At 65.9% G+C, this 20,284-nt stretch carries 15 protein-coding genes; 9 read left to right on the top strand and 6 right to left on the bottom strand.

The features are described from left to right. On the bottom strand, window positions 1–934 hold a 934-nt coding region (locus F0Q45_RS05220), incomplete at its 3' end, for a PE family protein (protein ID WP_149652925.1). Window positions 935–1,184: 250 nt separating this feature from the next. Here F0Q45_RS05220 and F0Q45_RS05215 point away from each other — a divergent pair. Then, entirely contained in the window at window positions 1,185–1,625 is a 441-nt protein-coding gene (locus tag F0Q45_RS05215; protein WP_149652924.1) for an SPW repeat protein, read from the top strand. A gap of 66 nt (window positions 1,626–1,691) precedes the next feature. Here F0Q45_RS05215 and ilvD read toward each other — a convergent pair whose 3' ends face one another. Continuing rightward, window positions 1,692–3,386 carry a dihydroxy-acid dehydratase gene (gene ilvD / locus F0Q45_RS05210; RefSeq protein ID WP_149652923.1) on the bottom strand — a complete coding sequence of 565 codons (1,695 nt, stop codon included), beginning with the start codon at window positions 3,384–3,386 and terminating at the stop codon, window positions 1,692–1,694. Between the two features lie 138 nt (window positions 3,387–3,524). Here ilvD and F0Q45_RS05205 point away from each other — a divergent pair, with 138 nt between their 5' ends. The 6 genes from F0Q45_RS05205 (at window position 3,525) to F0Q45_RS05180 (ending at window position 11,617) form a co-directional block, all read left to right on the top strand. Further along, entirely contained in the window at window positions 3,525–3,815 is a 291-nt protein-coding gene (locus tag F0Q45_RS05205) for a metal-sensitive transcriptional regulator (protein ID WP_149652922.1), read from the top strand. Between the two features lie 129 nt (window positions 3,816–3,944). Next, the gene (locus tag F0Q45_RS05200; protein ID WP_149652921.1) at window positions 3,945–5,201 is read left to right on the top strand and encodes an MFS transporter; all 1,257 of its coding nucleotides are present in this window, start codon (window positions 3,945–3,947) and stop codon (window positions 5,199–5,201) included. A gap of 134 nt (window positions 5,202–5,335) precedes the next feature. Continuing rightward, window positions 5,336–6,322 (top strand): L,D-transpeptidase, encoded by a 987-nt coding sequence (locus F0Q45_RS05195; RefSeq protein WP_149652920.1) that lies wholly within the window; start codon window positions 5,336–5,338, stop codon window positions 6,320–6,322. A 153-nt stretch (window positions 6,323–6,475) separates the two neighbouring features. Beyond that, window positions 6,476–7,063: a TetR/AcrR family transcriptional regulator gene (locus F0Q45_RS05190; RefSeq protein ID WP_149652919.1), complete on the top strand. Its 588-nt coding sequence runs from the start codon at window positions 6,476–6,478 to the stop codon at window positions 7,061–7,063. Beyond that, window positions 7,060–9,309 (top strand): molybdopterin-dependent oxidoreductase, encoded by a 2,250-nt coding sequence (locus F0Q45_RS05185; protein WP_149652918.1) that lies wholly within the window; start codon window positions 7,060–7,062, stop codon window positions 9,307–9,309. Before F0Q45_RS05190 ends, F0Q45_RS05185 begins: the two co-directional genes overlap by 4 nt. Before the next feature lie 451 nt (window positions 9,310–9,760). After that, entirely contained in the window at window positions 9,761–11,617 is a 1,857-nt protein-coding gene (locus tag F0Q45_RS05180) for a PPE family protein (protein ID WP_149652917.1), read from the top strand. A 57-nt stretch (window positions 11,618–11,674) separates the two neighbouring features. Here F0Q45_RS05180 and F0Q45_RS05175 read toward each other — a convergent pair whose 3' ends face one another. Next, on the bottom strand, window positions 11,675–13,660 hold the full coding sequence (locus F0Q45_RS05175) for a M13 family metallopeptidase (protein WP_149652916.1): 1,986 nt from the start codon (window positions 13,658–13,660) through the stop codon (window positions 11,675–11,677). Window positions 13,661–13,702: 42 nt separating this feature from the next. Between F0Q45_RS05175 and F0Q45_RS05170 the strand changes: the two genes are divergently transcribed. Both F0Q45_RS05170 and F0Q45_RS05165 read left to right on the top strand, forming a co-directional pair. Beyond that, complete coding sequence (locus F0Q45_RS05170; protein ID WP_149652915.1) at window positions 13,703–14,320, top strand: hypothetical protein; 618 nt, start codon at window positions 13,703–13,705, stop codon at window positions 14,318–14,320. A gap of 7 nt (window positions 14,321–14,327) precedes the next feature. Further along, on the top strand, window positions 14,328–15,017 hold the full coding sequence (locus F0Q45_RS05165; RefSeq protein WP_149652914.1) for a hypothetical protein: 690 nt from the start codon (window positions 14,328–14,330) through the stop codon (window positions 15,015–15,017). 124 nt (window positions 15,018–15,141) lie between these two features. Here F0Q45_RS05165 and F0Q45_RS05160 read toward each other — a convergent pair whose 3' ends face one another. The 3 genes from F0Q45_RS05160 to F0Q45_RS05150 all read right to left on the bottom strand — a co-directional run bounded on the left by F0Q45_RS05160 (window position 15,142) and on the right by F0Q45_RS05150 (window position 20,189). Continuing rightward, on the bottom strand, window positions 15,142–15,654 hold the full coding sequence (locus F0Q45_RS05160) for an XRE family transcriptional regulator (protein ID WP_149652913.1): 513 nt from the start codon (window positions 15,652–15,654) through the stop codon (window positions 15,142–15,144). Next, on the bottom strand, window positions 15,651–18,659 hold the full coding sequence (locus tag F0Q45_RS05155; RefSeq protein WP_149652928.1) for an MMPL family transporter: 3,009 nt from the start codon (window positions 18,657–18,659) through the stop codon (window positions 15,651–15,653). Before F0Q45_RS05155 ends, F0Q45_RS05160 begins: the two co-directional genes overlap by 4 nt. A 345-nt stretch (window positions 18,660–19,004) precedes the next feature. Next, window positions 19,005–20,189, bottom strand: a complete 1,185-nt coding sequence (locus tag F0Q45_RS05150) for a lysylphosphatidylglycerol synthase transmembrane domain-containing protein (RefSeq protein WP_149652912.1) — start codon at window positions 20,187–20,189, stop codon at window positions 19,005–19,007. Window positions 20,190–20,284 lie beyond the last annotated feature (95 nt).

Below are 20,284 nucleotides of genomic sequence, written 5' to 3'. Positions count from 1 at the left end.
CGGCACCGGCGTCGCCGCCGGCGCCGCCACTGCCGCCGCGACCCGCAGGGTCGTTCTCCCCAGCAGGCAACCCCGTACCGCCGGTGCCCCCGATGCCGCCGGCGCCGCCGTCGCCGCCGACACCGCCGTGGCCGAACAGCCCGGCAGTGCCACCGACGCCGCCCTGACCACCGGCCCCACCGGCGCCGCCGTTTTGGCCGGCCAAGCCCGGGCCGCCGGCCCCGCCGGCCCCGCCGATCCCGCCGGCCCCGGCGGCGCCGAACAAACTGGCACTCCCGCCGGCGCCGCCATCACCGCCGCTGCCGCCAGCGGCGCCGGCCGCACCGATAGTTCCGGCGCCACCGGCGCCACCGGCGCCGCCGGCGCCGAGTAGAAAACCGGCGTTGCCGCCGGCGCCACCGGTGCCGCCAGGCCCGCCTATCCCGCCCGCGCCGCCGTTTCCGATGAGGCCGGCAGACCCGCCGGCGCCGCCCGGCGTTCCCGGATTCGTGCTGGCCCCACCGTTGCCGCCGCTGCCGTACAAGATGCCGCCCGGCCCGCCCGGCGTCCCCACACCATTGACCGTTGTCCCGTTGGCGCCGTTACCGATCAGCGGACGCCCCAGCAGTGCTTGGGTGGGCGCGTTGACCACCCCGAGCAGGCCGTCCAGCGCGTTGGCGGCTTCGGCGGATGCATACGAATTCGCACTGGCCAACATGGTGTTGGTGAACCGGTCATGAAACCCCGCTGCGCGCGCGGCCAGCACCTGATATTCCATTGCGTGCTGGGAGAACAACCCTGCGATTGCTGCCGACACTTCGTCGGCCGCTGCGCTGACCACAGTCGTCGTCGCGCTTGCCGCCGCGGCGTTTCCTTTGATCAGCAGCGCGCCGATACGTTGCACATCGGCGGCTACCGAGGCCATGGTTTCCGGTGAGACAAGTACGTACACCATCGGGCACCTCGCTGTACTCGCGACGACCATCGCCGGGAATGCGCCGAGCGATGGATTGCCCGAATGGTATGACATGGGCGCTGTGCGCGGGCCAGAAATGCCCGGCGGCACTGGTCAACATCGCTCTGTGTCCGGGCTAGTTGACGGCTAATTTTCTTTGCTGACTCTTCGCGACCAAGCGTAGTCTGAGAGCAGCTGGATGGGTTGCGGTATGCCCAAAAAGCCTGCCGCATAACAGAAAGGTTGCAAAATGAGTACAGTCCATTCATCAATTGATCACCACCCCGATTTGTTGGCTCTGCGCGCTAGCTACGACCGCGACGCGGAGTCGGCGCGAGCGCAATTCACCTTTGGGTTGGCGCTGCTGACCGGGCTGTATGTGGCCGCGTCGCCATGGATTGTGGGGTTCGAGGCCATGAGACACCTGGCCGGCTGCGATCTCATCGCCGGGATCGCGGTCGCAGTTTTGGCCTATGGGTTCGCCTCGGCGCTGGACCGCACCCACGGCATGACCTGGACCCTACCGGTGCTCGGCGTTTGGATCTTCTTCTCGCCGTGGATTCTTCAGGGCGTCACGATGACCGCCGGCATGATGTGGTCGCACCTCATCGCCGGTGGGGTGGTGGCTGCCTTGGGCTTCACCGCCGCCTACTTCGGGATGCGCACGCGAGCCGCGGCCCGACCCTCGTAGTCTCGAATCCCGCTCAGCGATGAGGGATTGCAGGTCCTGGCCGGTTCGCCCGGCCAGGGTTGGGGGCTATCCGCAGACCGCGCCGCCCGCGGCGGAGCCGACCAGCTTGACGTACTTGGCCAGTACGCCGGTCTGGTAGCGCGGCGGTGGCGGAGCGAAATCCTGCTGCCGGGCCGCAAATTCGGCCGGATCGGCCAGCACGTCAAGAGTGCGGGCGGCGACGTCGAGGCGGATCCGGTCGCCGTCGCGCAGGAAGGCGACCGGTCCGGCGTCGACCGCTTCCGGCGCGATGTGGCCCACGCACAGGCCGGTCGTTCCACCCGAGAACCGGCCATCGGTCAGCAACAGCACGTCCTTGCCCAGTCCCGCGCCTTTGATGGCACCGGTGATGGCCAGCATCTCACGCATCCCGGGGCCGCCTTTGGGGCCTTCGTACCGGATGACCACCGCATCGCCGCTACTGATGGTGCCGTCTTCGAGGGCATCCAACGCGGCCCGCTCTCCGTCGAAAACCCGTGCCACACCTTCGAAGACCTGGGAGTCGAAACCTGCTGTCTTGACCACCGCGCCATCGGGTGCCAGCGAACCGCGCAAAATGGTGATCCCTCCGGTCGAGTGGATCGGATTGTTAAGCGCGCGCAGTACCTTGCCGTCCGGATCTGGTGGGGCGATGGCGGCCAGGTTCTCGGCCACGGTCTGGCCGGTCACTGTCAGGCAGTCGCCGTGTAGCAGACCGGCATCCAGCAGTGCTTTCATAACGACCGGCACCCCGCCGATGTGATCGACGTGGGACATGACGTGGCGGCCGAACGGCTTGACGTCAGCTAAATGCGGCACCCGCGAGCCGATCCGGTTGAAGTCGTCGAGCGAGAGCGCGACGCCGGCTTCGTGGGCGATGGCCGGCAGGTGCAGCACCGCGTTGGTGGAGCCGCCGAATGCCATCACTACTGCGATGGCATTCTCAAAAGCCTCCTTGGTGAGGATGTCGCGCGCGGTGATGCCGCGGCGCAGCAGTTCCATGACGGCCTGACCGCTGCGGCGCGCGAACCCGTCGCGGCGGCGGTCGGTGGCCGGCGGCGCCGCACTGCCCGGTAACGACATGCCCATTGCCTCGGCGGCGCTGGCCATGGTGTTGGCGGTGTACATGCCACCGCACGCGCCTTCGCCCGGGCAGATGGCCCGCTCGATCGCGTCGACATCCTCCCGCGGCATCAAGCCGCGGGCGCATGCGCCCACCGCCTCGAACGCGTCGATAATGGTGACTTCGCGCTCGCTGCCGTCGGAGAGCTTGACTCGCCCGGGCAAAATCGAGCCCGCGTAGAGGAACACCGCCGCCAGGTCCAGGCGTGCCGCGGCCATCAGCATTCCGGGCAGCGACTTGTCGCATCCGGCCAACAGCACCGAGCCGTCGAATCTCTCGGCCTGGACCACGGTTTCGACGCTGTCGGCGATCACCTCTCGCGACACCAGCGAGAAGTGCATGCCCTCGTGGCCCATCGAGATGCCGTCGGAGACCGAGATCGTGCAGAACTCGAGGGGATAGCCGCCGGCGGCGAACACCCCCTCCTTCACCGCCTTCGCCAGCCGGTCCAGTGGGAGGTTGCACGGGGTGATTTCGTTCCACGACGATGCGACGCCGATCTGAGCCTTCGCGAAGTCTTCGTCCACCATCCCTACCGCGCGGAGCATGCCGCGGGCAGCGGTCTTTTCCAGACCGTCGGTGACATCACGACTGCGGGGCTTGATATCGGGTTCGGGCATCGTCCAAGTATGCTCGCGCCGCCACCGGCGCCAAAATCAGCGACCTCATACCCCGTTGGGGTATGAGGTAAGATCAATGGCAACAGCCCGATCGGAGATTCGTGCCGGATTGGGGCGTTTCGATCGTTTGGGAGAACCATGACAACCGGCTACGGGTATGCGCAGCAGAAAGACAATTATGCCAAGCGGCTGCGCCGCATCGAGGGTCAGGTGCGCGGGATCGCGCGCATGATCGAGGAGGACAAGTACTGCATCGATGTTCTCACCCAGATCAGCGCGGTCAACAGTGCCCTGCGGTCGGTGGCGCTGAACCTGCTCGACGAGCATCTGAATCACTGCGTCACCCGTGCGGTGGCCGAGGGCAGTACCGAGGCCGACAGCAAGCTCGCCGAAGCCTCCGCGGCTATTGCACGACTCGTGCGTTCTTGAGCATGTGGGCGTGTTGACACGCCGATATGTGTAAAGGCGTCGAGGCGGTGGCTACGGTGAATGCAGCGCAATCGGCGCGGCGCACTACAGCGGTGCGCCGGCGATTCGCGGCCAATAGAAGCCAACACCATGACTGCAGAGACCCGAACCGTTGCCGCAGCCGCGCGAACGTGGACGCCACGGATCGCTGCGCAGCTGACTGTGCTGGCCGCCGCGGCCTTCATCTACGTCACCGCCGAGATCCTGCCGGTCGGTGCGCTCGCGGCGATCGCGCGGAATTTGAACATCAGCGTCGTCCTGGTTGGGACCTTGCTGTCCTGGTATGCCTTGGTCGCGGCGCTGACGACGGTCCCGCTGGTGCGATGGACCGCGCACTGGCCGCGTCGCCGCGCCCTGGTGGTCAGCCTGGTATTTCTGACCATCTCACAGTTGATTTCGGCGGTCGCGCCTAACTTCGCGGTGCTGGCCGCCGGGCGGGTGCTGTGCGCGGTCACGCACGGTTTGCTGTGGTCGGTCATCGCCCCGATTGCCACCCGGCTGGTGCCGTCTAGTCACGCCGGGCGCGCCACTACCGCGATCTACGTCGGAACGAGCCTGGCGCTGGTAGTGGGCAGCCCACTGACGGCTGCGCTGAGCCTGATGTGGGGTTGGCGGCTGGCAGCGATATGCATCACGGTCGCGGCGGCCATCGTGACCGTCGTGGCCCGGTTGCTGCTGCCCGAGCTAGTGCTCAGCGCCGACCAGCTGCAATTCGTAGGCCGGCGCTCACGTCACCACCGCAATCGAGCGCTAATCATCGTCAGCCTGATCACCATGGTTGGCGTCACCGGCCACTTCGTCTCCTACACCTACATTGTGGAGATCGTCCGGCACGTCGTCGGGGTGCATGGGCCGAATGTGGCCTGGCTGCTGGCCGCCTACGGCTTTGCCGGTGTGATCTCGGTGGGCCTGGTGGCGCGCCCATTGGACCGCCGCCCGAAGCGCACCGTTATTTTCTGCACCGCCGGACTGACCGCGGCGTTCGTGGTGCTGACGGTGCTGGCGTTCGGCGGTCACCGCGCGCCGGTGACGACGCTGGTCGTTGGGACCGGCGCCATTGTGCTCTGGGGTGCCGCGGCCACTGCCGTGTCGCTGCTGCTGCAGTCCGCGGCCATGCGCACCGCGGCCGACGATCCCGACGGTGCCTCTGGCCTGTACGTGACCGCGTTTCAGGTGGGCATCATGGCCGGCTCGCTGGCGGGTGGGCTGTTGTACGAGCGCAGTGTGGCGATGATGCTCACCGCATCGGCCGGTTTGATGGGCGCGGCGTTGGTGGCGATGACGGCTTCCCGGCACGTGTTTGAGGCCCCGGCTCCGGCTGCGGGCGAAACGTCACACGTTCAGTAACGTTGCACGTCAGCGATGTGAACTGGGCGTCACGCGGGCTCGTGAGCGGTCGCCGAATGGGTGCTGAGCCGCGGCGCTGTGCCACACTGGGCTGGGTCGAAGAACGTGACCGGAGCGACCGGAGGGTAAGCGTTATGTCGTGCTGGACGAGAGGCCGCACTAGGGGAAGCCTTGTTGCCGCTGCGAACGCGGCCGGGGTGGCGGCTGTGCTGATGCTGGGCGCCGGTCCTGCCGTTGCGGATCCTGATGAGGCGCCCGGCGATCCGGCGGTGGTGGCACCGGCTGAACCGTCGTCCGAACCGTTGGCGTTGCCGCCGCTGCCTGACCCGCTGGCGCCGCCGGCTGATCCGGCGCCGATACCGTTGGCAGCTGGCCCGGTTGCCGGTCAGGATCCGACGCCTTTTACCGGTCAGCCGCCGTTCCGGCCGCCGACGTTCAACCCGGTCAACGGCGCGATGGTCGGGGTGGCCAAGCCGATCATCATCAACTTCCAAGTGCCCATCGCCGACCAGCCGATGGCCGAAAGCGCCATCCATATCTCGTCGATTCCGCCGGTGCCCGGCAAGTTCTACTGGATGAGCCCGACGCAGGTCCGCTGGCGCCCGCTGCAGTTCTGGCCGGCCAATACCGCGGTCAACATCGATGCGGCCGGCACCAAGTCGAGCTTCCGTACCGGTGATGCGCTGGTGGCCACCGCCGACGATGCCACCCATCAGATGACGATCACCCGCAACGGCGTGGTGGAGAAGACCTTCCCGATGTCGATGGGAATGGCGGCGGGTAACCATCAGACCCCCAACGGCACCTACTACGTGCTGGAGAAAATGCCTACCGTGGTGATGGACTCCTCAACCTACGGTGTCCCGGTCAACTCGCCGCAGGGCTACAAGGTGACCGTCTCCGATGCCGTCCGCATCGACAACAGTGGAAACTTCGTGCACAGCGCGCCGTGGTCGGTGGCCGACCAGGGTAGGCGCGACGTCAGCCACGGCTGCATCAACCTGGGCCCCGCCAACGCCAAGTGGTTCTACGACAACTTCGGCAGCGGTGATCCCATCGTCGTAAAGAACTCCGTCGGGACTTACACCAAGAACGACGGCGCGCAGGACTGGCAGATTTAGCAGCTGCAACGCCCGGGCAGGCGCGCCTGGCGATAGCTCATCGTCGCCTCTGCCCGCCTAGGAATCCCTGCTTAGATCGCTGCGGGCCTTGCTTCCCGGCTGCTATGTATAGCAACATACATAGACCGGGCGTTAGGCATCGAGGAGCGGCTGATGGGAAGCCCACGTCAACGGATGGTGGTGTCGGCGGCACTGCTGATCCGCGAGCGCGGTGCTCATGCCACCGCGATCTCCGATGTGCTCCAGCACAGCGGTGCGCCGCGCGGGTCGGCCTACCACTATTTCCCCGGCGGACGGACCCAGCTGCTATGTGAAGCGGTGGACTATGCCGGTGAGTACGTCGCGACGATCATTACCGAGGCGGACGGCGGCCTCGAATTGCTGGATATCCTGACCGAAAAATACCGTGACCAGCTGCTGGCCAGTGACTTTCGAGCAGGCTGTCCTATCGCAGCCGTGTCGGTCGAGGCCGGGGAGGGGTCCGACAGCGAGCGGATGGCCCCGGTGATCGAACATGCGGCGGCGGTGTTCGAACGCTGGTGCGATCTGCTCGCCCAGCGGTTCGTCGCCGACGGCATAGCTTCGGACCAGGCCTACGAGCTGGCGGTGGTGGCGACATCGACCCTCGAGGGCGCCCTGCTGCTAGCCCGGGTGCGGCGTGACCTGACGCCCCTTGATGCCATGCACAACCAGCTGCGCACCTTGCTGCTGGCTCACCTGCCGGAAAGGAACCCGCGATGACCACCACTGAATGGCAGCACACGGCCTGCATCCTGTGCGAATGCAACTGCGGCATCGTCGTGCAAGTCGAAGGCCGCAGACTTGCTCGCATTCGCGGCGACAAACAGCATCCGGGCTCGCAGGGTTACACCTGCAACAAGGCGCTACGCCTGGATCACTACCAGAACAACCGCGCTCGACTGACCTCTCCGATGCGCCGCCGCGCAGACGGGACATACGAAGAAATCGACTGGGACACCGCGATTGTCGAGATCGCCGAGGGATTCAAGCGTATCCGCGATACATACGGGGGCGACAAGATCTTCTACTACGGCGGCGGCGGACAGGGTAACCACCTTGGCGGTGCCTACAGCGGCGCGTTCCTAAAGGCCCTAGGTTCGCGCTACCGATCAAACGCGTTGGCGCAGGAGAAGACTGGCGAAGCGTGGGTTGACGCTCAGCTGTACGCCGGTCACACCCGGGGCGAATTCGAGCACGCGGAAGTGTCGGTATTTGTCGGAAAGAACCCGTGGATGTCGCAGAGCTTCCCGCGAGCCCGGGTGGTGCTCAACGAGATTGCCAAGGATCCAGCCCGGTCGATGATCGTGATCGATCCCGTCATTACCGACACTGCGAAGATGGCGGACTTCCACCTTCGGGTGCGGCCCGGCTCCGACGCCTGGTGCCTGGCGGCGCTGGCCGCCGTGCTGGTGCAGGAGAACCTTTGCAACGAAGTATTTCTCACCGAGCACGTGCACGGTGTCGACGCGGTGCGCGCGGTCCTACGCGAAGTCCCGGTCGCCGACTACGCGCAGCGGTGCGGCGTTGACGAGGAGTTGCTGCGCGCGGCGGCGCGGCGCATCGGAACCGCCGCCAGTGTGTCGGTGTTCGAAGACCTCGGGATTCAGCAGGCGCCCAACAGCACCGTGTGCTCCTATCTGAACAAGATGCTGTGGATCCTCACCGGCAACTTTGCGAAAAAGGGCGGCCAGCACCTGCATTCGTCCTTTGCGCCGCTGTTTAGCACCGTCTCGGGCCGCACGCCCGTCACGGGTGCGCCCATCATTGCCGGGTTGATTCCGGCCAATGCCGTCCCCGAAGAGATTCTGACTGACCACCCGGACCGGTTCCGCGCAATGATTGTCGAAAGTGGCAATCCGGCTCATTCGCTCGCGGATTCGACAGCGTGCCGGGAGGCGTTTCAAGCGCTGGAACTGATGGTAGTCGTCGACGTCGCGATGACCGAGACCGCCAGGCTTGCCCACTACGTATTGCCGGCCGCCTCTCAGTTCGAGAAGCCGGAAGCCACCTTCTTCAATTTCGAGTTCCCGCACAACGGTTTTCAGCTGCGCAGGCCGCTACTCGAAGCGCTGCCTGGAACCTTGCCCGAACCCGAGATCTGGGCGCGGCTGGTGCGCGCACTCGGGGTCGTCGCGGACGCAGATCTGCGGCCGCTGCGCGAAGCCGCGCAGCAAGGCCGTGAGGCGTACACGGCAGCGTTCCTTGGTGCGGTGGGCTCCAATCCGACTGTGGCGAAACTGCTTCCGTATGTGCTGTACGAAACACTGGGTCCCACGCTGCCGGACGGGCTAGCCGGCACCGCCGCGCTGTGGGGGCTTGCCCAGAAGACCGCGATGACCTATCCCGAGGCCGTCCGCCGCGCCGGCCACGCGGATGGCAACGCGTTGTTCGACGCGATCCTCAACAGCCCGTCGGGAGTCACGTTTACCGCGCACAACTACGAGGACGACTTCACGCTGATCGGCCACTCCGATCACAAGATCGCGCTGGAAATGCCCGAAATGCTGGATGAGATAAGGGCATTGACCCGGACGCCGGCACGGCTGACCAGCGCGGAATTGCCGATCGTGCTCTCGGTGGGTGAACGCCGCGCCTATACCGCCAACGACATCTTCCGTGATCCGTCCTGGCGTAAGCGCGATGCTGACGGGGCGCTGCGGGTCAGCGTCGAAGACGCCCAAGACCTCGGACTCATCGACGGCGGCCGGGCCCGCATCACCACGGCGGCGGGGACCGCCGAGGCAACCGTCGAGATCACCGAGACGATGCTGGCTGGACATGCCGCCCTGCCCAACGGTTTTGGGCTCGATTACATCGACGGCGAGGGACGCACCGTCATTCCGGGCGTCGCACCTAACGCGCTCACGTCTACTGGATGGCGCGACCCCTACGCCGGCACGCCGTGGCACAAGCACGTCCCGGCGCGCATCGAAGCGTGCCGAGCAGACGCAGAATCGCACGTCTAGCGGGCAAATTATGCGATTCTGCGTCTGCTCGCGCGAAGGGTGCCCCAGCCGCTGGGCCCGGCCCCAGGAACAGAGCGTCGTAGCAGGCCGCGACATTGCCGAGGTTTCCGGGCGGGTCGGTGTGGTGGTTGTGAGCCGGCGGCGGGGAACTTCCGTACTGCAGATTGGCGGAAACGGGGATACTGTGTCGCGTTTGCCATAGAGTTTGTTCGTTGCCAAGTTGCTCGACCGATCCGCCAGTCATCCGAGCATCTTGGCGGGAGGCGCGAAATGGTAGCTGCGGTGACGGCGGCGGGAATGGCGCCGGTGATGCGTTCCCGACGCACGTGCGGTGCCCGGGCGGTCATACCTGCGGAAACCGGGCTGTGGGTGGGCCGCCTTCGTTGGTGTTTAACAGCCACTGCGCGGCGGTCGCGCGCCGTGGAAACCCAGCTGGCAAAGGATAGGTGTGATGGACTTCATCGTCTTGCCGCCGGAGGTTAATTCGGCACGGATGTATGCGGGTGCGGGGTCTGCTCCGATGCTGGCGGCCTCGGCGGCCTGGGATGAGTTGGCCGCCGAGTTGGGTGTGGCGGCGGCCGCGTTTTCGTCAGTGACCGCGGGGTTGGCGGACGGGATGTGGCAGGGTGCGGCCTCGGCGGCGATGGCGGATGTGGCTGGCCGGTACCTGAGTTGGTTGAGTGCCGCGGCGGCGCGGGCCGGGGGCGCGGCCGCTGGGGCCAAGGCGATGGGCGCAGTCTATGAGGCTGCGCGTGCGGCCACCGTGCATCCGTGGGTGGTGGCGGCCAACCGGAATCAACTGGTGTCGCTGGTGATCTCGAACGTGTTTGGGCTAAACGCTCCGGGAATCGCGGCGGCTGAGGCCGACTATGAACGATTGTGGGCCCAAGATGTGGCGGCGATGGTGAGCTATTACCGTGGAGCGTCGGCGGTGGCGGCGCAGTTGGCGCCGTGGCAGCGGGCGATGCAAGCCTTGCCCGGCTCGGTGGCTGCCCCGCCTCCCGTTACCGCGCTCGCGGCCGCCGCACAGGCGATCAGCGTCCCGGCCCTGAATCTGGGTATCGGAAATATCGGCAGCCTCAATCTGGGCAGCGGAAACAGGGGCAATTACAATTTCGGCAGCGGAAACTTCGGCAATACGAATCTGGGCGGCGGAAATACCGGCGATACCAATTTCGGCGGCGGCAACGTCGGCAATACAAACCTGGGCAGCGGAAACAACGGCAGCTTCAATCTGGGCAGCGGAAACGGAAACACGACGCTCGGCGCCCTTGGCAACCAGAACATCGGTAACGGAAACATCGGTAGCCGAAACTTCGGCAGCGGAAACATTGGCGACGCAAACGTCGGTAGCGGCAACGCGGGAAGCCAGAACCTGGGCAGCGGAAACACCGGTAACGGCAACATGGGTAGCGGGAACAACGGCTCGTCGAACGTCGGTTTCGGAAACGTCGGGACCAACAACCTCGGCTTCGGTAACAACGGCAACAACAACATCGGCTTTGGGCTCACCGGCGACAACTTGATGGGCATTGGCATGCTGAACTCCGGCACCGGAAACATGGGCTTCGGGAACTCGGGCGACAACAATATTGGTTTCTTCAACTCGGGCAACAACAATGTGGGCTTCTTTAACTCCGGTGATCGCAACTTCGGCTTCGCGAACTCGGGTGACACCAATACGGGCGCTTGGAACGCGGGCCCCATCAATACCGGATTCGGCAACGCAGGCAGTGGCAACTTCGGTGTCGGGAACGGGGGCGGCGTTAATATGGGCTTCGGAAACGCGGGCGACGTGAACGTGGGCTCGGGAAACTCGGGCTTCGTGAACACCGGCAGCTTCAACTCGGGTGACATCAACACCGGCGACTTCAACGCGGGGAGCATCAACACGGGCTTCTTTAACGCGGGGAGCATCAATACCGGCCTCGCCAACGCGGGCAACCTGAACACCGGTATCGGCAGCGCGGTCGGCCAAAGTGGCCCAAACTCGGGCTTCGGTAACACGGGCAGCGGTAGCTCGGGCTTCAACAACTCCGGCGACAGCAGCTCCGGCTTCCAGAACCGGCAGCCGGTTGCCCTCGGTACCGGTAACTCGGGTTTCAACAATTCGGGCCAGGGCAGCGCAGGCATCGGTAACGTTGCCCAAGGCCTCTTCGGAGCCTTCAACGCGGGCATATTCAACACGGGCGGCGCCAACGCGGGCATCGCAAACGTGGGCAGCAACAACTCGGGCGTGGCGAACTCGGGCCTTCTCAACTCGGGTGGCTACAACACCGGCACCACCCTGTCAGGTTTCTTCCAGTAACGGCCCACCGCTGGGCCATGCGCCGGTGAAAGGCGCCGCGGTAGCTGGCGTGCCGAACTAGTTCCAGATCTGGACCCGGCTCGCCGGGTCCAGGAACAGCTCGTCGTCCTCGGTGACGTCGAAGGCGTCGTAGAACGCGTCGATGTTGCGGATGACGCCGTTGCACCGGAACTCCGGCGGTGAATGCGGGTCGACCGCGAGCCGCCGGATCGCCTCAGCCTCACGGGATTTGGTACGCCATACCTGAGCCCAGCCGAAGAATACCCGCTGCACACCGGTGAGGCCGTCGAGAACCGGTGCCGGCTGGCCGTTCAGCGAGAGCTGGTAGGCCAACAGGGCAATGGACAGCCCACCCAAGTCGCCGATGTTCTCCCCGACGGTGAATGCGCCATTCACGTGGTGGCTGCTGTCGAGTGCGCGCGGCGTGTACTGCTCGTATTGCTCGATCAATGCCGTTGTGCGGGAGGCGAATTCGGTGCGATCGCTATCAGTCCACCAGTCGACCAGGTTACCGTCACCGTCGTATTTGGCGCCCTGGTCGTCGAAGCCGTGCCCAATCTCGTGTCCGATCACCGCGCCGATCCCGCCGTAATTGGCCGCATCGTCAGCCTCGGCGTCGAAGAACGGTGGCTGCAAAATCGCTGCCGGAAAGACGATTTCATTCATGCCCGGGTTGTAGTAGGCATTGACTGTCTGCGGTGTCATGAACCACTCGTCGTGGTCCACCGGACCACCGAGCTTGGCAAGCTCGCGGTCGTGATTGACCGCATACCCGCGCTGGTAGTTGCCGTAAAGATCGTCGCGGTCGATCACCAGCTTCGAGTAGTCCCGCCACGTGACCGGATAGCCGACCTTGGCGGTGAATTGGTCGAGCTTGGTCAGCGCGCGTTGCCGGGTCGGCGGAGTCATCCAGTCCAGTTCGCTGATGCTGATCCGGTATGCCTCCTGCAGGTTGTGCACCAGCGCGTCGATGCGGGCCTTGGCGCCCGGCGGGAAATGCCTTTGCACATAGAGCTTTCCAACTGCGTCGCCGATCAGGCCCTCCACCAGCGCCACCGCCCGCTTCCAGCGGTCGCGGATTTGCTCGGCGCCGGTCAACCTGCGGCCGTAGAAGTCGAAATCTGCTGCCACGAGTTCACGGGTCAGCCAGGGAGCGCGGGCGCGGATCAAACGCCAGCGCGCCCAGCGCTTCCAGTCTTCGAGATCTTCGCCGGCCCACAACTGGGCGAAGGCGGTGAGGTAATCAGGTTGGCGCACAACCAGTTCGGATACTGCCTCCGGAGTGCTGCCCAGCGCGGCCACCCAGCCGGCCCAGTCGAAGCCCGCCCCCTCGGTTTGCAGCTCCGCGAAGGTGCGCAGGTTGTAGGTGAGCTCGGCGTCGCGCCGCTTGACCACATCCCAGTGCGCGGCGGCGAGTTTGTACTCCAGCGCCAGGATGCGGGCAGCGGTTCCGGCGTGGTCTTCGCTCTCGCCCCCGTACACCAGGCTGAACATCCGCGCGATGTGCCCCGGATAGGCGGCCAGCACGTCGGTGTGCTGCTCGTCGCGGTAGTAGGACTCGTCGGGTAATCCGATGCCGGCCTGCGAGACGTGCACCAGGTAACGCGTCGAGTCTTTGGCGTCGGTGTCGATGTAGAGGCCGACGCCGCCGCCCATTCCGGTGCGTTGCAGCGCACCGATCACAACTGCCAGCGCATCGCGGTCGGCGGCGTCATCGATGGTGGCCAGTTCGTCGAGCAGCGGTTGCACGCCGGCGCGCTCGACGGCCTCTTCGTCGAGGAAGCTGGCGTACAGATCGCCGATGCGCTGTTCGTCGGTACCCTCCGTGGCGCCTGCTTCGCTGGCCTCGATGATCAGGTCACGCACTTGTTCTTCGGCTCGGTCGAATAGCAGCCGGAAAGCGCCGTCGGTCGCCCGGTCGGCGGGGATCTCGAAATCCCGCAGCCAGCGGCCATTGACGTGGCCGAACAGGTCGTCTTGCGGGCGGGTATCGGCGTCGACGTAGCTCAGGTCAATACCCGAGCGGATGGCCTCTACTGTCACCCCGCCATCCTTCCACCTGGTTTCGGGTGCGACGATCGGGCCATGCCAGACGACGACGCCGACGTGGACTCGCAGCCAGCCACTTCCAGCCCCGACTCGGCGCGCGACGCGATGTTCTCCAGCTACGGCATCGCCTCAACTTTTCTCGGCTTGGTGTCGGTGGCCGCAGTTGTGCTCGGCGTCCTTATCTGGAAGAGCCACCGTGACGAGATTGCCGAACGTGGCTACCTGACTCGGGTTATGGCGGCCGCGGCCGAATGGACCGATGTGCTGATCAACATGAATGCCGGCAATATCGACGCCAGCCTGCAACGGCTGCACGACGGCACCGTTGGGCAACTCAACACCGACTTCGATGCCTCCGTGCAGCCCTACCGGCAGGTGGTGGAGAAGTTGCAGACGCACAGCAGCGGCCGGATCGAGGCGGTGGCGATCGAAACCGTGCACCACGACCTGGATACCCAGGGCGGCAGCGCCCGGCCGGTGGTGACCACCAAACTGCCGCCGTTTGCCACCCGCACCGACTCGGTGCTGCTAGTAGCTACATCGGTCGCCGAAAATGTTGGAGCCAAGCCGCAAACCGTGCACTGGAGCCTGCGCATCGATGTCTCCGACGTGGACGGAAAACTGATGATCTCCGGCTTAGCATCGGTCCGATGAGACTGCGATGAGAAACGCCTGGCGGCTGGCCGCATTCGACGTCGTGGCGCCGCTGGTCACGATCGGGGCGCTGCTGATGATCGGATTCGTCCTCGGCTGGCCGTGGTGGTGGATATCGGCGTGCTCGGTATTGGTGCTGCTGGTGCTGGAAGGTGTAGCTGTCAACTTTTGGCTGTTTCGCCGTGACGCCGTCACAGTTGGCACCGACGACGACGCTCCGGGATTGCGGTTGGCCGTTGTCGTCGTGTGCGCCGCCGCCCTGGTGGCGGCGGTGCTGACCGGCTACACCCACTGGACGACGCCGGACCGCGACTTCAACCGGGACTCGCGAGCGGTGGTACAGGTCGCCACCGAGATGGCCGAGGCAGTGGCGTCGTTCTCGCCGACCGCGCCCGACGCCTCCGCCGAACGGGCCGCGGCGATGATGGTGCCGGAAAAGTCGCAAGAATTCAAAGAGCAATATGCCAAGTCCAGCGCCGATCTGGCCCAGCGCAAAGTCACCGCTCAGGCCGCCACGTTGTCGGCCGGGGTGGAAGCACTGGGGCCGTCGGCGGCCAGTGTGGCCGTGGTCCTGCGGGTTACCCAGAACTCGCCCGGGCAACCCACCAGCCAAGCTGCGCCCGCGCTGCGCATAGCCCTGATCAAGCGCGGCAGCGACTGGCGGGTGCTCGATGTGACGCCGATCAACGCCCGCTAGAGGCGCGATTTCCCACTGCTCGCCGAGTGGGCACCGGCGGCGCCGAGTGTGCAGCGGCGGCGGTGAGTGGGCGCTGGCGGCGGCGACACGCCGCGCGGTGCCGCCATGGTCGCTCCCTCGGCGTTCAGTTGGAGTCCGCCGCGTTTTTCACCCGGACGAAGCGATCGGATAGCCGCCGCATCCGAATCATCAGCGCGGCGGACGGGCTGACGCTGCCGTCGAGATAGGTGGCTAAGTCCTCGACCCGCACGCCGACGCGCGACGCGAACTCTTGCTGACCCAAGCCGGACCGATCCATCAGCAGCTTCACGTGACGAGCAACTTCAGCACGCTCGTTGGCCGCCAGGTGGGTCCGGGCGCGATCGAGCACCTCCCACAGCGCCTTGGAAATGCCGTACGGCCGCGCTCCTTCGAGGACTTCTTCGACCTGGCGGGCGGTCCTGCCGTAGGGGTCGCGCTTGAGCGCGGCGGCAATGCGCTTCCAGGTGGCGATGTCGCCGCCCTCCAACGCCGTTCGGATCGCGGCGGTTGACCAAAACTCCACCGGCCGGTCGGCGTCCGGCCCGCTCGGTTGTCTGCCGGGCCGGCGCGGTGGCGGTGCGGGCGCAGGTTGCCGCTGGTCAGCTGCCAACGTCACCTCGCCTCCTCCAACATCGCGACGGCCACCGCCAGGCAGCGCTGCCTGACCTCCTCCCAGTTTGCCTTGGCATCGGTTGCGGGCCACTCATCATCGACATCAGACGGAACTGGATCGGCGAGCCGGCGAACCAGCTGCGTAGCCATCCAGCGCCCTCTAGGTGGTTGACAACAGTAATACCTATCCATTCCGGCCAGCACCACCGCCGCGGTCTCGGGCTCCATTGCGTCCACCATGTCAGCAAATTCGACGTAGTCGCGACGACTGTTACGGCTCATGATCAGGTAGCCCTTGAGCCGCAAAGTTTCGGCCCCGGTCGGAATCAGCAGCCGGTCGCCGGTGGGTAATTGGACGTTGGTGGTTTCCACCGGGCTGCGCCGCTCATACCGCATGCGGTTGGTCGTGGATGCTGCGCGCTGGGCGGCGATGGTCTCCAGTGCGTCGAGGGCGACCGAGAGGCGGCCGCGCCACAGGGTCACCGGATGGACCGGCCGCTCGGCCCACGACATCGCCCGGGCGATGCCGCTTCGGTAGGCCTGCCCGACCTTCCGGGCAGCCAACTGAGCGTTGCTCTCAGTCGGCTCGTCAGCGGAGACGGTGGCGCCGACGGGCGCGGCGACGTCAGCAGTGTCCTTACCGTCTTTGACCAGTTCTGGTAGGTGTTCCGGCCCTTTGCCGTAGCGCTGACAGCCGGTGAAGGCCAGCGGGTCGGCGACGCAGATCGAGTCGGGGGCCAGGCGCCGGAGCTTGGCCGCCGATTTCAGCACCATGCGTAGGTCCGCGCTGGGTGCGATCGCGGAGGCCATGTCGTCGGGAATGACCACCACGTCAGCGAGGTCCACTTCCGGGAGCGGCCGGTCGAAGTCGACCGAGGGCAGCAGCCGGGCCAGCCACCGGGGCAGCCACCAGTTCCACTGAGCGAACATCGCCATCAGGGCGGGCACCAATATCAGCCGCACGATGGTGGCGTCGACAGCAATCGCGACGGCACACGCGACGCCGATCTCGGCCACTAGCGGCATCCCAGCGAAAGCGAAGCCGCAAAACACCGCGATCATGATCAGGGCAGCGCTGGTAATGGTGCGCGCGCTGGTGCTCACGCCGTAGGCAACGGCGTCGCGGGTCTGGCCTGTGCGTAAGAAGCGTTCGCGGATGCGGGTCAGTAGGAAGATCTCGTAGTCCATCGACAACCCGAACGTCATCGCCAAAACCAGCGGGGGCACGGTGCTGTCGATGGAACTCAACTGCGGGAAGCCCAGACTTTGTGCCCAGCCCCACTGAAAAACCATTACCAGGCTGCCGTAGGCGGCCGCCACCGACAGCAGGGTCATCAGGACGCCTTTGAGCGCCAGGAACACCGAGTGAATCGAGATGAGCAACATCACGAAGGCGATCACGGCGACGAAGGCCAGCACCAGCGGCTGGGTCTGAGCTACCCGGTCATCGAAGTCCTGGATGAGCGCGGTCGGTCCGCCGACCTCGACCTGTGCCCCGCCGGCCGCCTTCGGCAACTGCGTCCGCATCCAGTCCACGGTGTTCCGGGCGCCCATGTCCTCGGGATCGACCGACAGCACCGCGCTGAGCAGTGCGCTGGTGTTGTCCCCGGCGAACTTGGCGGGCGCCACCGAGACAACATGGGGCCCTTGCATCATCTGCTGCCGGATCGCGGCGATCGTCTGGTGGTGGGCCGGTGTCGAGGCGCCTCCGTCGGGGAAGGTGACCAGCACCTGAACGGGGCCCAGGGCACCGGGTCCGAGCGCCTGGCCGGCCGCGGCCACCCCGGCCCGGATCTCGTGCGCGGAGTCGAATTGCCGCAGCAGGCTGTTGCCCAGCACCATCGATGCGGCCGGGGCGGCCATGAGCAGCAGCGCAATCGATGCCGCTACGGCGGTGATCCATGGCCGGCGCATCACCCAGCTGACCCAGCGGGTCCAGAACCGGGATGGGGTGCTATCCGGTTTGCGCGACCAGTGCAGCAGCGCAGAGCGCTTGGCGGCCGCCCTGGCGAAGGTGGCCAGCAACGCCGGCGTCAAGGTGGCCGAGGTGAACATCGCGACGGCGACGGCGAGAATCGCGCCGGTGGCCATCGACCGCAATGCCGGGGTATTGATCAAGTAAATGCCGGTCAGTGAGGCGATTACGGTCATGCCGGACAGCACCACCGCAAGTCCCGAGGTGGCCATCGCGGCATCGACGGCTTCAGGTGGCCGACGCCCGGAACGCAGCTCCTCGCGAAACCGCATCAGGATGAACAGCGAGTAGTCGACCGCGAGCGCGATACCGAACATCGATACCGTGGAGGTGACGAACACCGACATGGTGGTGTGCATGGACAGCAGATAGACCACTCCCATGGTGACGACGACCGTGCAAACCCCCAGAGCCAGTGGGATTGCCGCGGCGGCGAGCGAGCCGAAAACGGCCAGCAAGACGATCAAGATGATGGGCAAATTCCAGCGTTCGGCGCTGGCGATGTCGCGTTTGGTGTTGGCCGCGGCGGCGGCGCTGAGCGCACCCTGTCCGATGACGTAGAGCCGTACCCTGCCATTCGCGGTCTGCCCGGATTTGTCACCCGTTACCCCAACTCGTTCCCGCAGCTTCTTGGCGATGTCGCTGGTACCGGCATTGCGGGCGTCGAGCCGCAGCGACACCACATAGGGCCGGTCGGGCTGTGGGGGCCGCTGCGTGGGATTGGGTATCTCCGACACACCGGGGAATTCACTGGCGATCTGCCGCAGTTGCGCGACCGCGTCGTTGATGTCCTGGTAGCTGGCATCGGGGCGAGGGGTAGCCACCAGCGCTAACGCGGAGGCTCCCTGGTCTGGGTACTGCGCGTCGAGTACATCGTGGACCCGCAGCGACTGCGAACCGGCGACCTCGAAGCCGCCGCCGGTTAGATTTCCCGATTGCGTCAACGCCAAAAAAATTGCCGGCACCAAAGCCAGCAACCAGCCGGTGAAGACCAACCAACGAAATCTGCGCAGGTTGCGGCTCAGGCGCATCATGAACTGCTGGATGGTGTACTCCCCGTGTTTCTTGCGCACTGCGTGCTCGCGAGCCTACCGCAGTGCGCGCTGAATTATGCCGCCATATTGGTTGCTGAGCTGCAACGATGCTGACACTGCCGAGGCGTTGTTGGCGGCGCCGGCGCCCGAGGTGGCTGGATGCACAACCACTGAGCACGCTTGCGGCGCAGTGCAAGCTGCCGGTCTCGATTCCGCAGGCGCGCACCCTGGCGCAGGCTGTGCACGGCGCCGCTGGGCTGCCGGGTCTGCCGGCCGCCGGAGCGGCTCCGCCGGCAGCGAGTGGGCCGCTTCCAGGTCCGGGCCAAGGCAACCATGCCCGCTGACCTATCGCCCTGCCCCCGAACTGTGGTCGGGCGGGGGTAGCGGACCCTGCAAAGCTGTTTCGGCGGGGTCCTCGGAGTGGTCGCGCTGGGCGGCGATAATGCGCCCCAGTTCGGGGTCGGTCGGCGGGTCGTCGGTGTCGGAATCGCCGACTTTTTCGGTGCGGAACATGAAGAAGAACACCACCCAGCCGATGGCGGCAATGAGTAGCCAGCTGATCAGCCGGTAAATGAGCATCGCCGAGATGGCGTTGGGCAGCGCCATGCCGGCCGATACCAGGCCGGGCACCAGGACCGCCTCGACGACCAGCAAGCCGCCCGGCATCAACGGAATGGTGCCCACTGCGCGAGCCGCAGCGTAGGCGACCGTCAACCCGGCCACCGAGGCGTGGTCCCCGGCGGCGTAGGCGGCGAAACCCAGACATGCCACATCGGCGATCCAGTTGAACAGCGACCAACTGAACGCCACCCCCAGATCGCGCCGGCTCAACCTGACCGACTCGAGCTGCATCAGCAGCTGACGCCACTTCGCGACGCCGGTGTCGGCCGGCTTACCGCGAATTGAATTGACCCAGGCCAGGACCTGATTTCCGATTCCTTCGATCAGGTCCGGTCGCGACGCCACCGCCTGGGCCAGCAGCAGCAGCGCCACAAAACCGCCGAGCGTGAAGAGCAGTGAGAACGGGTTGTTTTTGGCGCCCAGGAAAAAGGCGCCGCCCAACCCGAGCAGGGCCAGGCCGACCGCCTGCAGGACTCCCGACATCACCAGCTGCCACGACGCCACCACCGTCGAGGCACCCCAGATGCGTTGCTGGCGCAGCAGGAAGGTGGCCGATAACACCGGGCCGCCGGGAAGCGTGGTGCTCAGCGAGTTGGCCGCATAGAACGCGGCTTCGGACCGCAATTGCTTGACGTGAACGCCCGCGGATCTCAACAGCGTGCGTTGGATCTGCGCGAAGCTGTGCATCGACGCGGCCGCTGCTGCCGTCGCAGCGACCAGCCAATACCAGCTGGCCTGGTAGATACTCACCCAGGCTTTAGCGAGCTGGTCTTTGACCAGCACCACCTCGACGGCAAGCACGACCGCGACGATGCCGAGGACTACCCAGCGCAGCCACCAATATCTGCCGCGCGACGGCGCGGCGTCGCGCTGGCCGACGAGCTTGCGGGCAGGGGCGTCGTGCGACACCGAATAAGGGTAACCGCGCAGGTGGTGACGCGATATCCGCACGTCGTGCACTGTGTCTGGCTCGTTCTGGGGTCGTGACCGGAATGTGCCGGCCG

The sequence above is a fragment of the Mycobacterium simiae genome, assembly GCF_008370645.1.
Classification (GTDB): Bacteria; Actinomycetota; Actinomycetes; order Mycobacteriales; family Mycobacteriaceae; genus Mycobacterium; species Mycobacterium simiae_A.
The sequence above is the reverse complement of the archived record's forward strand: the minus strand, read 5'-3'. Positions and strand labels throughout refer to the sequence as shown.

What these genes read in the sequence shown, in the direction of transcription:
- F0Q45_RS05185 (WP_149652918.1), top strand. Translation starts at nt 7,060, where the DNA reads ATGACCACCACTGAATGGCAGCACACGGCCTGCATCCTGTGCGAATGC.
- F0Q45_RS05165 (WP_149652914.1), top strand. Translation starts at nt 14,328, where the DNA reads ATGAGAAACGCCTGGCGGCTGGCCGCATTCGACGTCGTGGCGCCGCTG.
- F0Q45_RS05215 (WP_149652924.1), top strand. Translation starts at nt 1,185, where the DNA reads ATGAGTACAGTCCATTCATCAATTGATCACCACCCCGATTTGTTGGCT.
- F0Q45_RS05200 (WP_149652921.1), top strand. Translation starts at nt 3,945, where the DNA reads ATGACTGCAGAGACCCGAACCGTTGCCGCAGCCGCGCGAACGTGGACG.
- F0Q45_RS05190 (WP_149652919.1), top strand. Translation starts at nt 6,476, where the DNA reads ATGGGAAGCCCACGTCAACGGATGGTGGTGTCGGCGGCACTGCTGATC.
- F0Q45_RS05195 (WP_149652920.1), top strand. Translation starts at nt 5,336, where the DNA reads ATGTCGTGCTGGACGAGAGGCCGCACTAGGGGAAGCCTTGTTGCCGCT.
- F0Q45_RS05170 (WP_149652915.1), top strand. Translation starts at nt 13,703, where the DNA reads ATGCCAGACGACGACGCCGACGTGGACTCGCAGCCAGCCACTTCCAGC.
- F0Q45_RS05205 (WP_149652922.1), top strand. Translation starts at nt 3,525, where the DNA reads ATGACAACCGGCTACGGGTATGCGCAGCAGAAAGACAATTATGCCAAG.
- F0Q45_RS05180 (WP_149652917.1), top strand. Translation starts at nt 9,761, where the DNA reads ATGGACTTCATCGTCTTGCCGCCGGAGGTTAATTCGGCACGGATGTAT.
- F0Q45_RS05155 (WP_149652928.1), bottom strand. Translation starts at nt 18,659, where the DNA reads ATGATGCGCCTGAGCCGCAACCTGCGCAGATTTCGTTGGTTGGTCTTC.
- ilvD (WP_149652923.1), bottom strand. Translation starts at nt 3,386, where the DNA reads ATGCCCGAACCCGATATCAAGCCCCGCAGTCGTGATGTCACCGACGGT.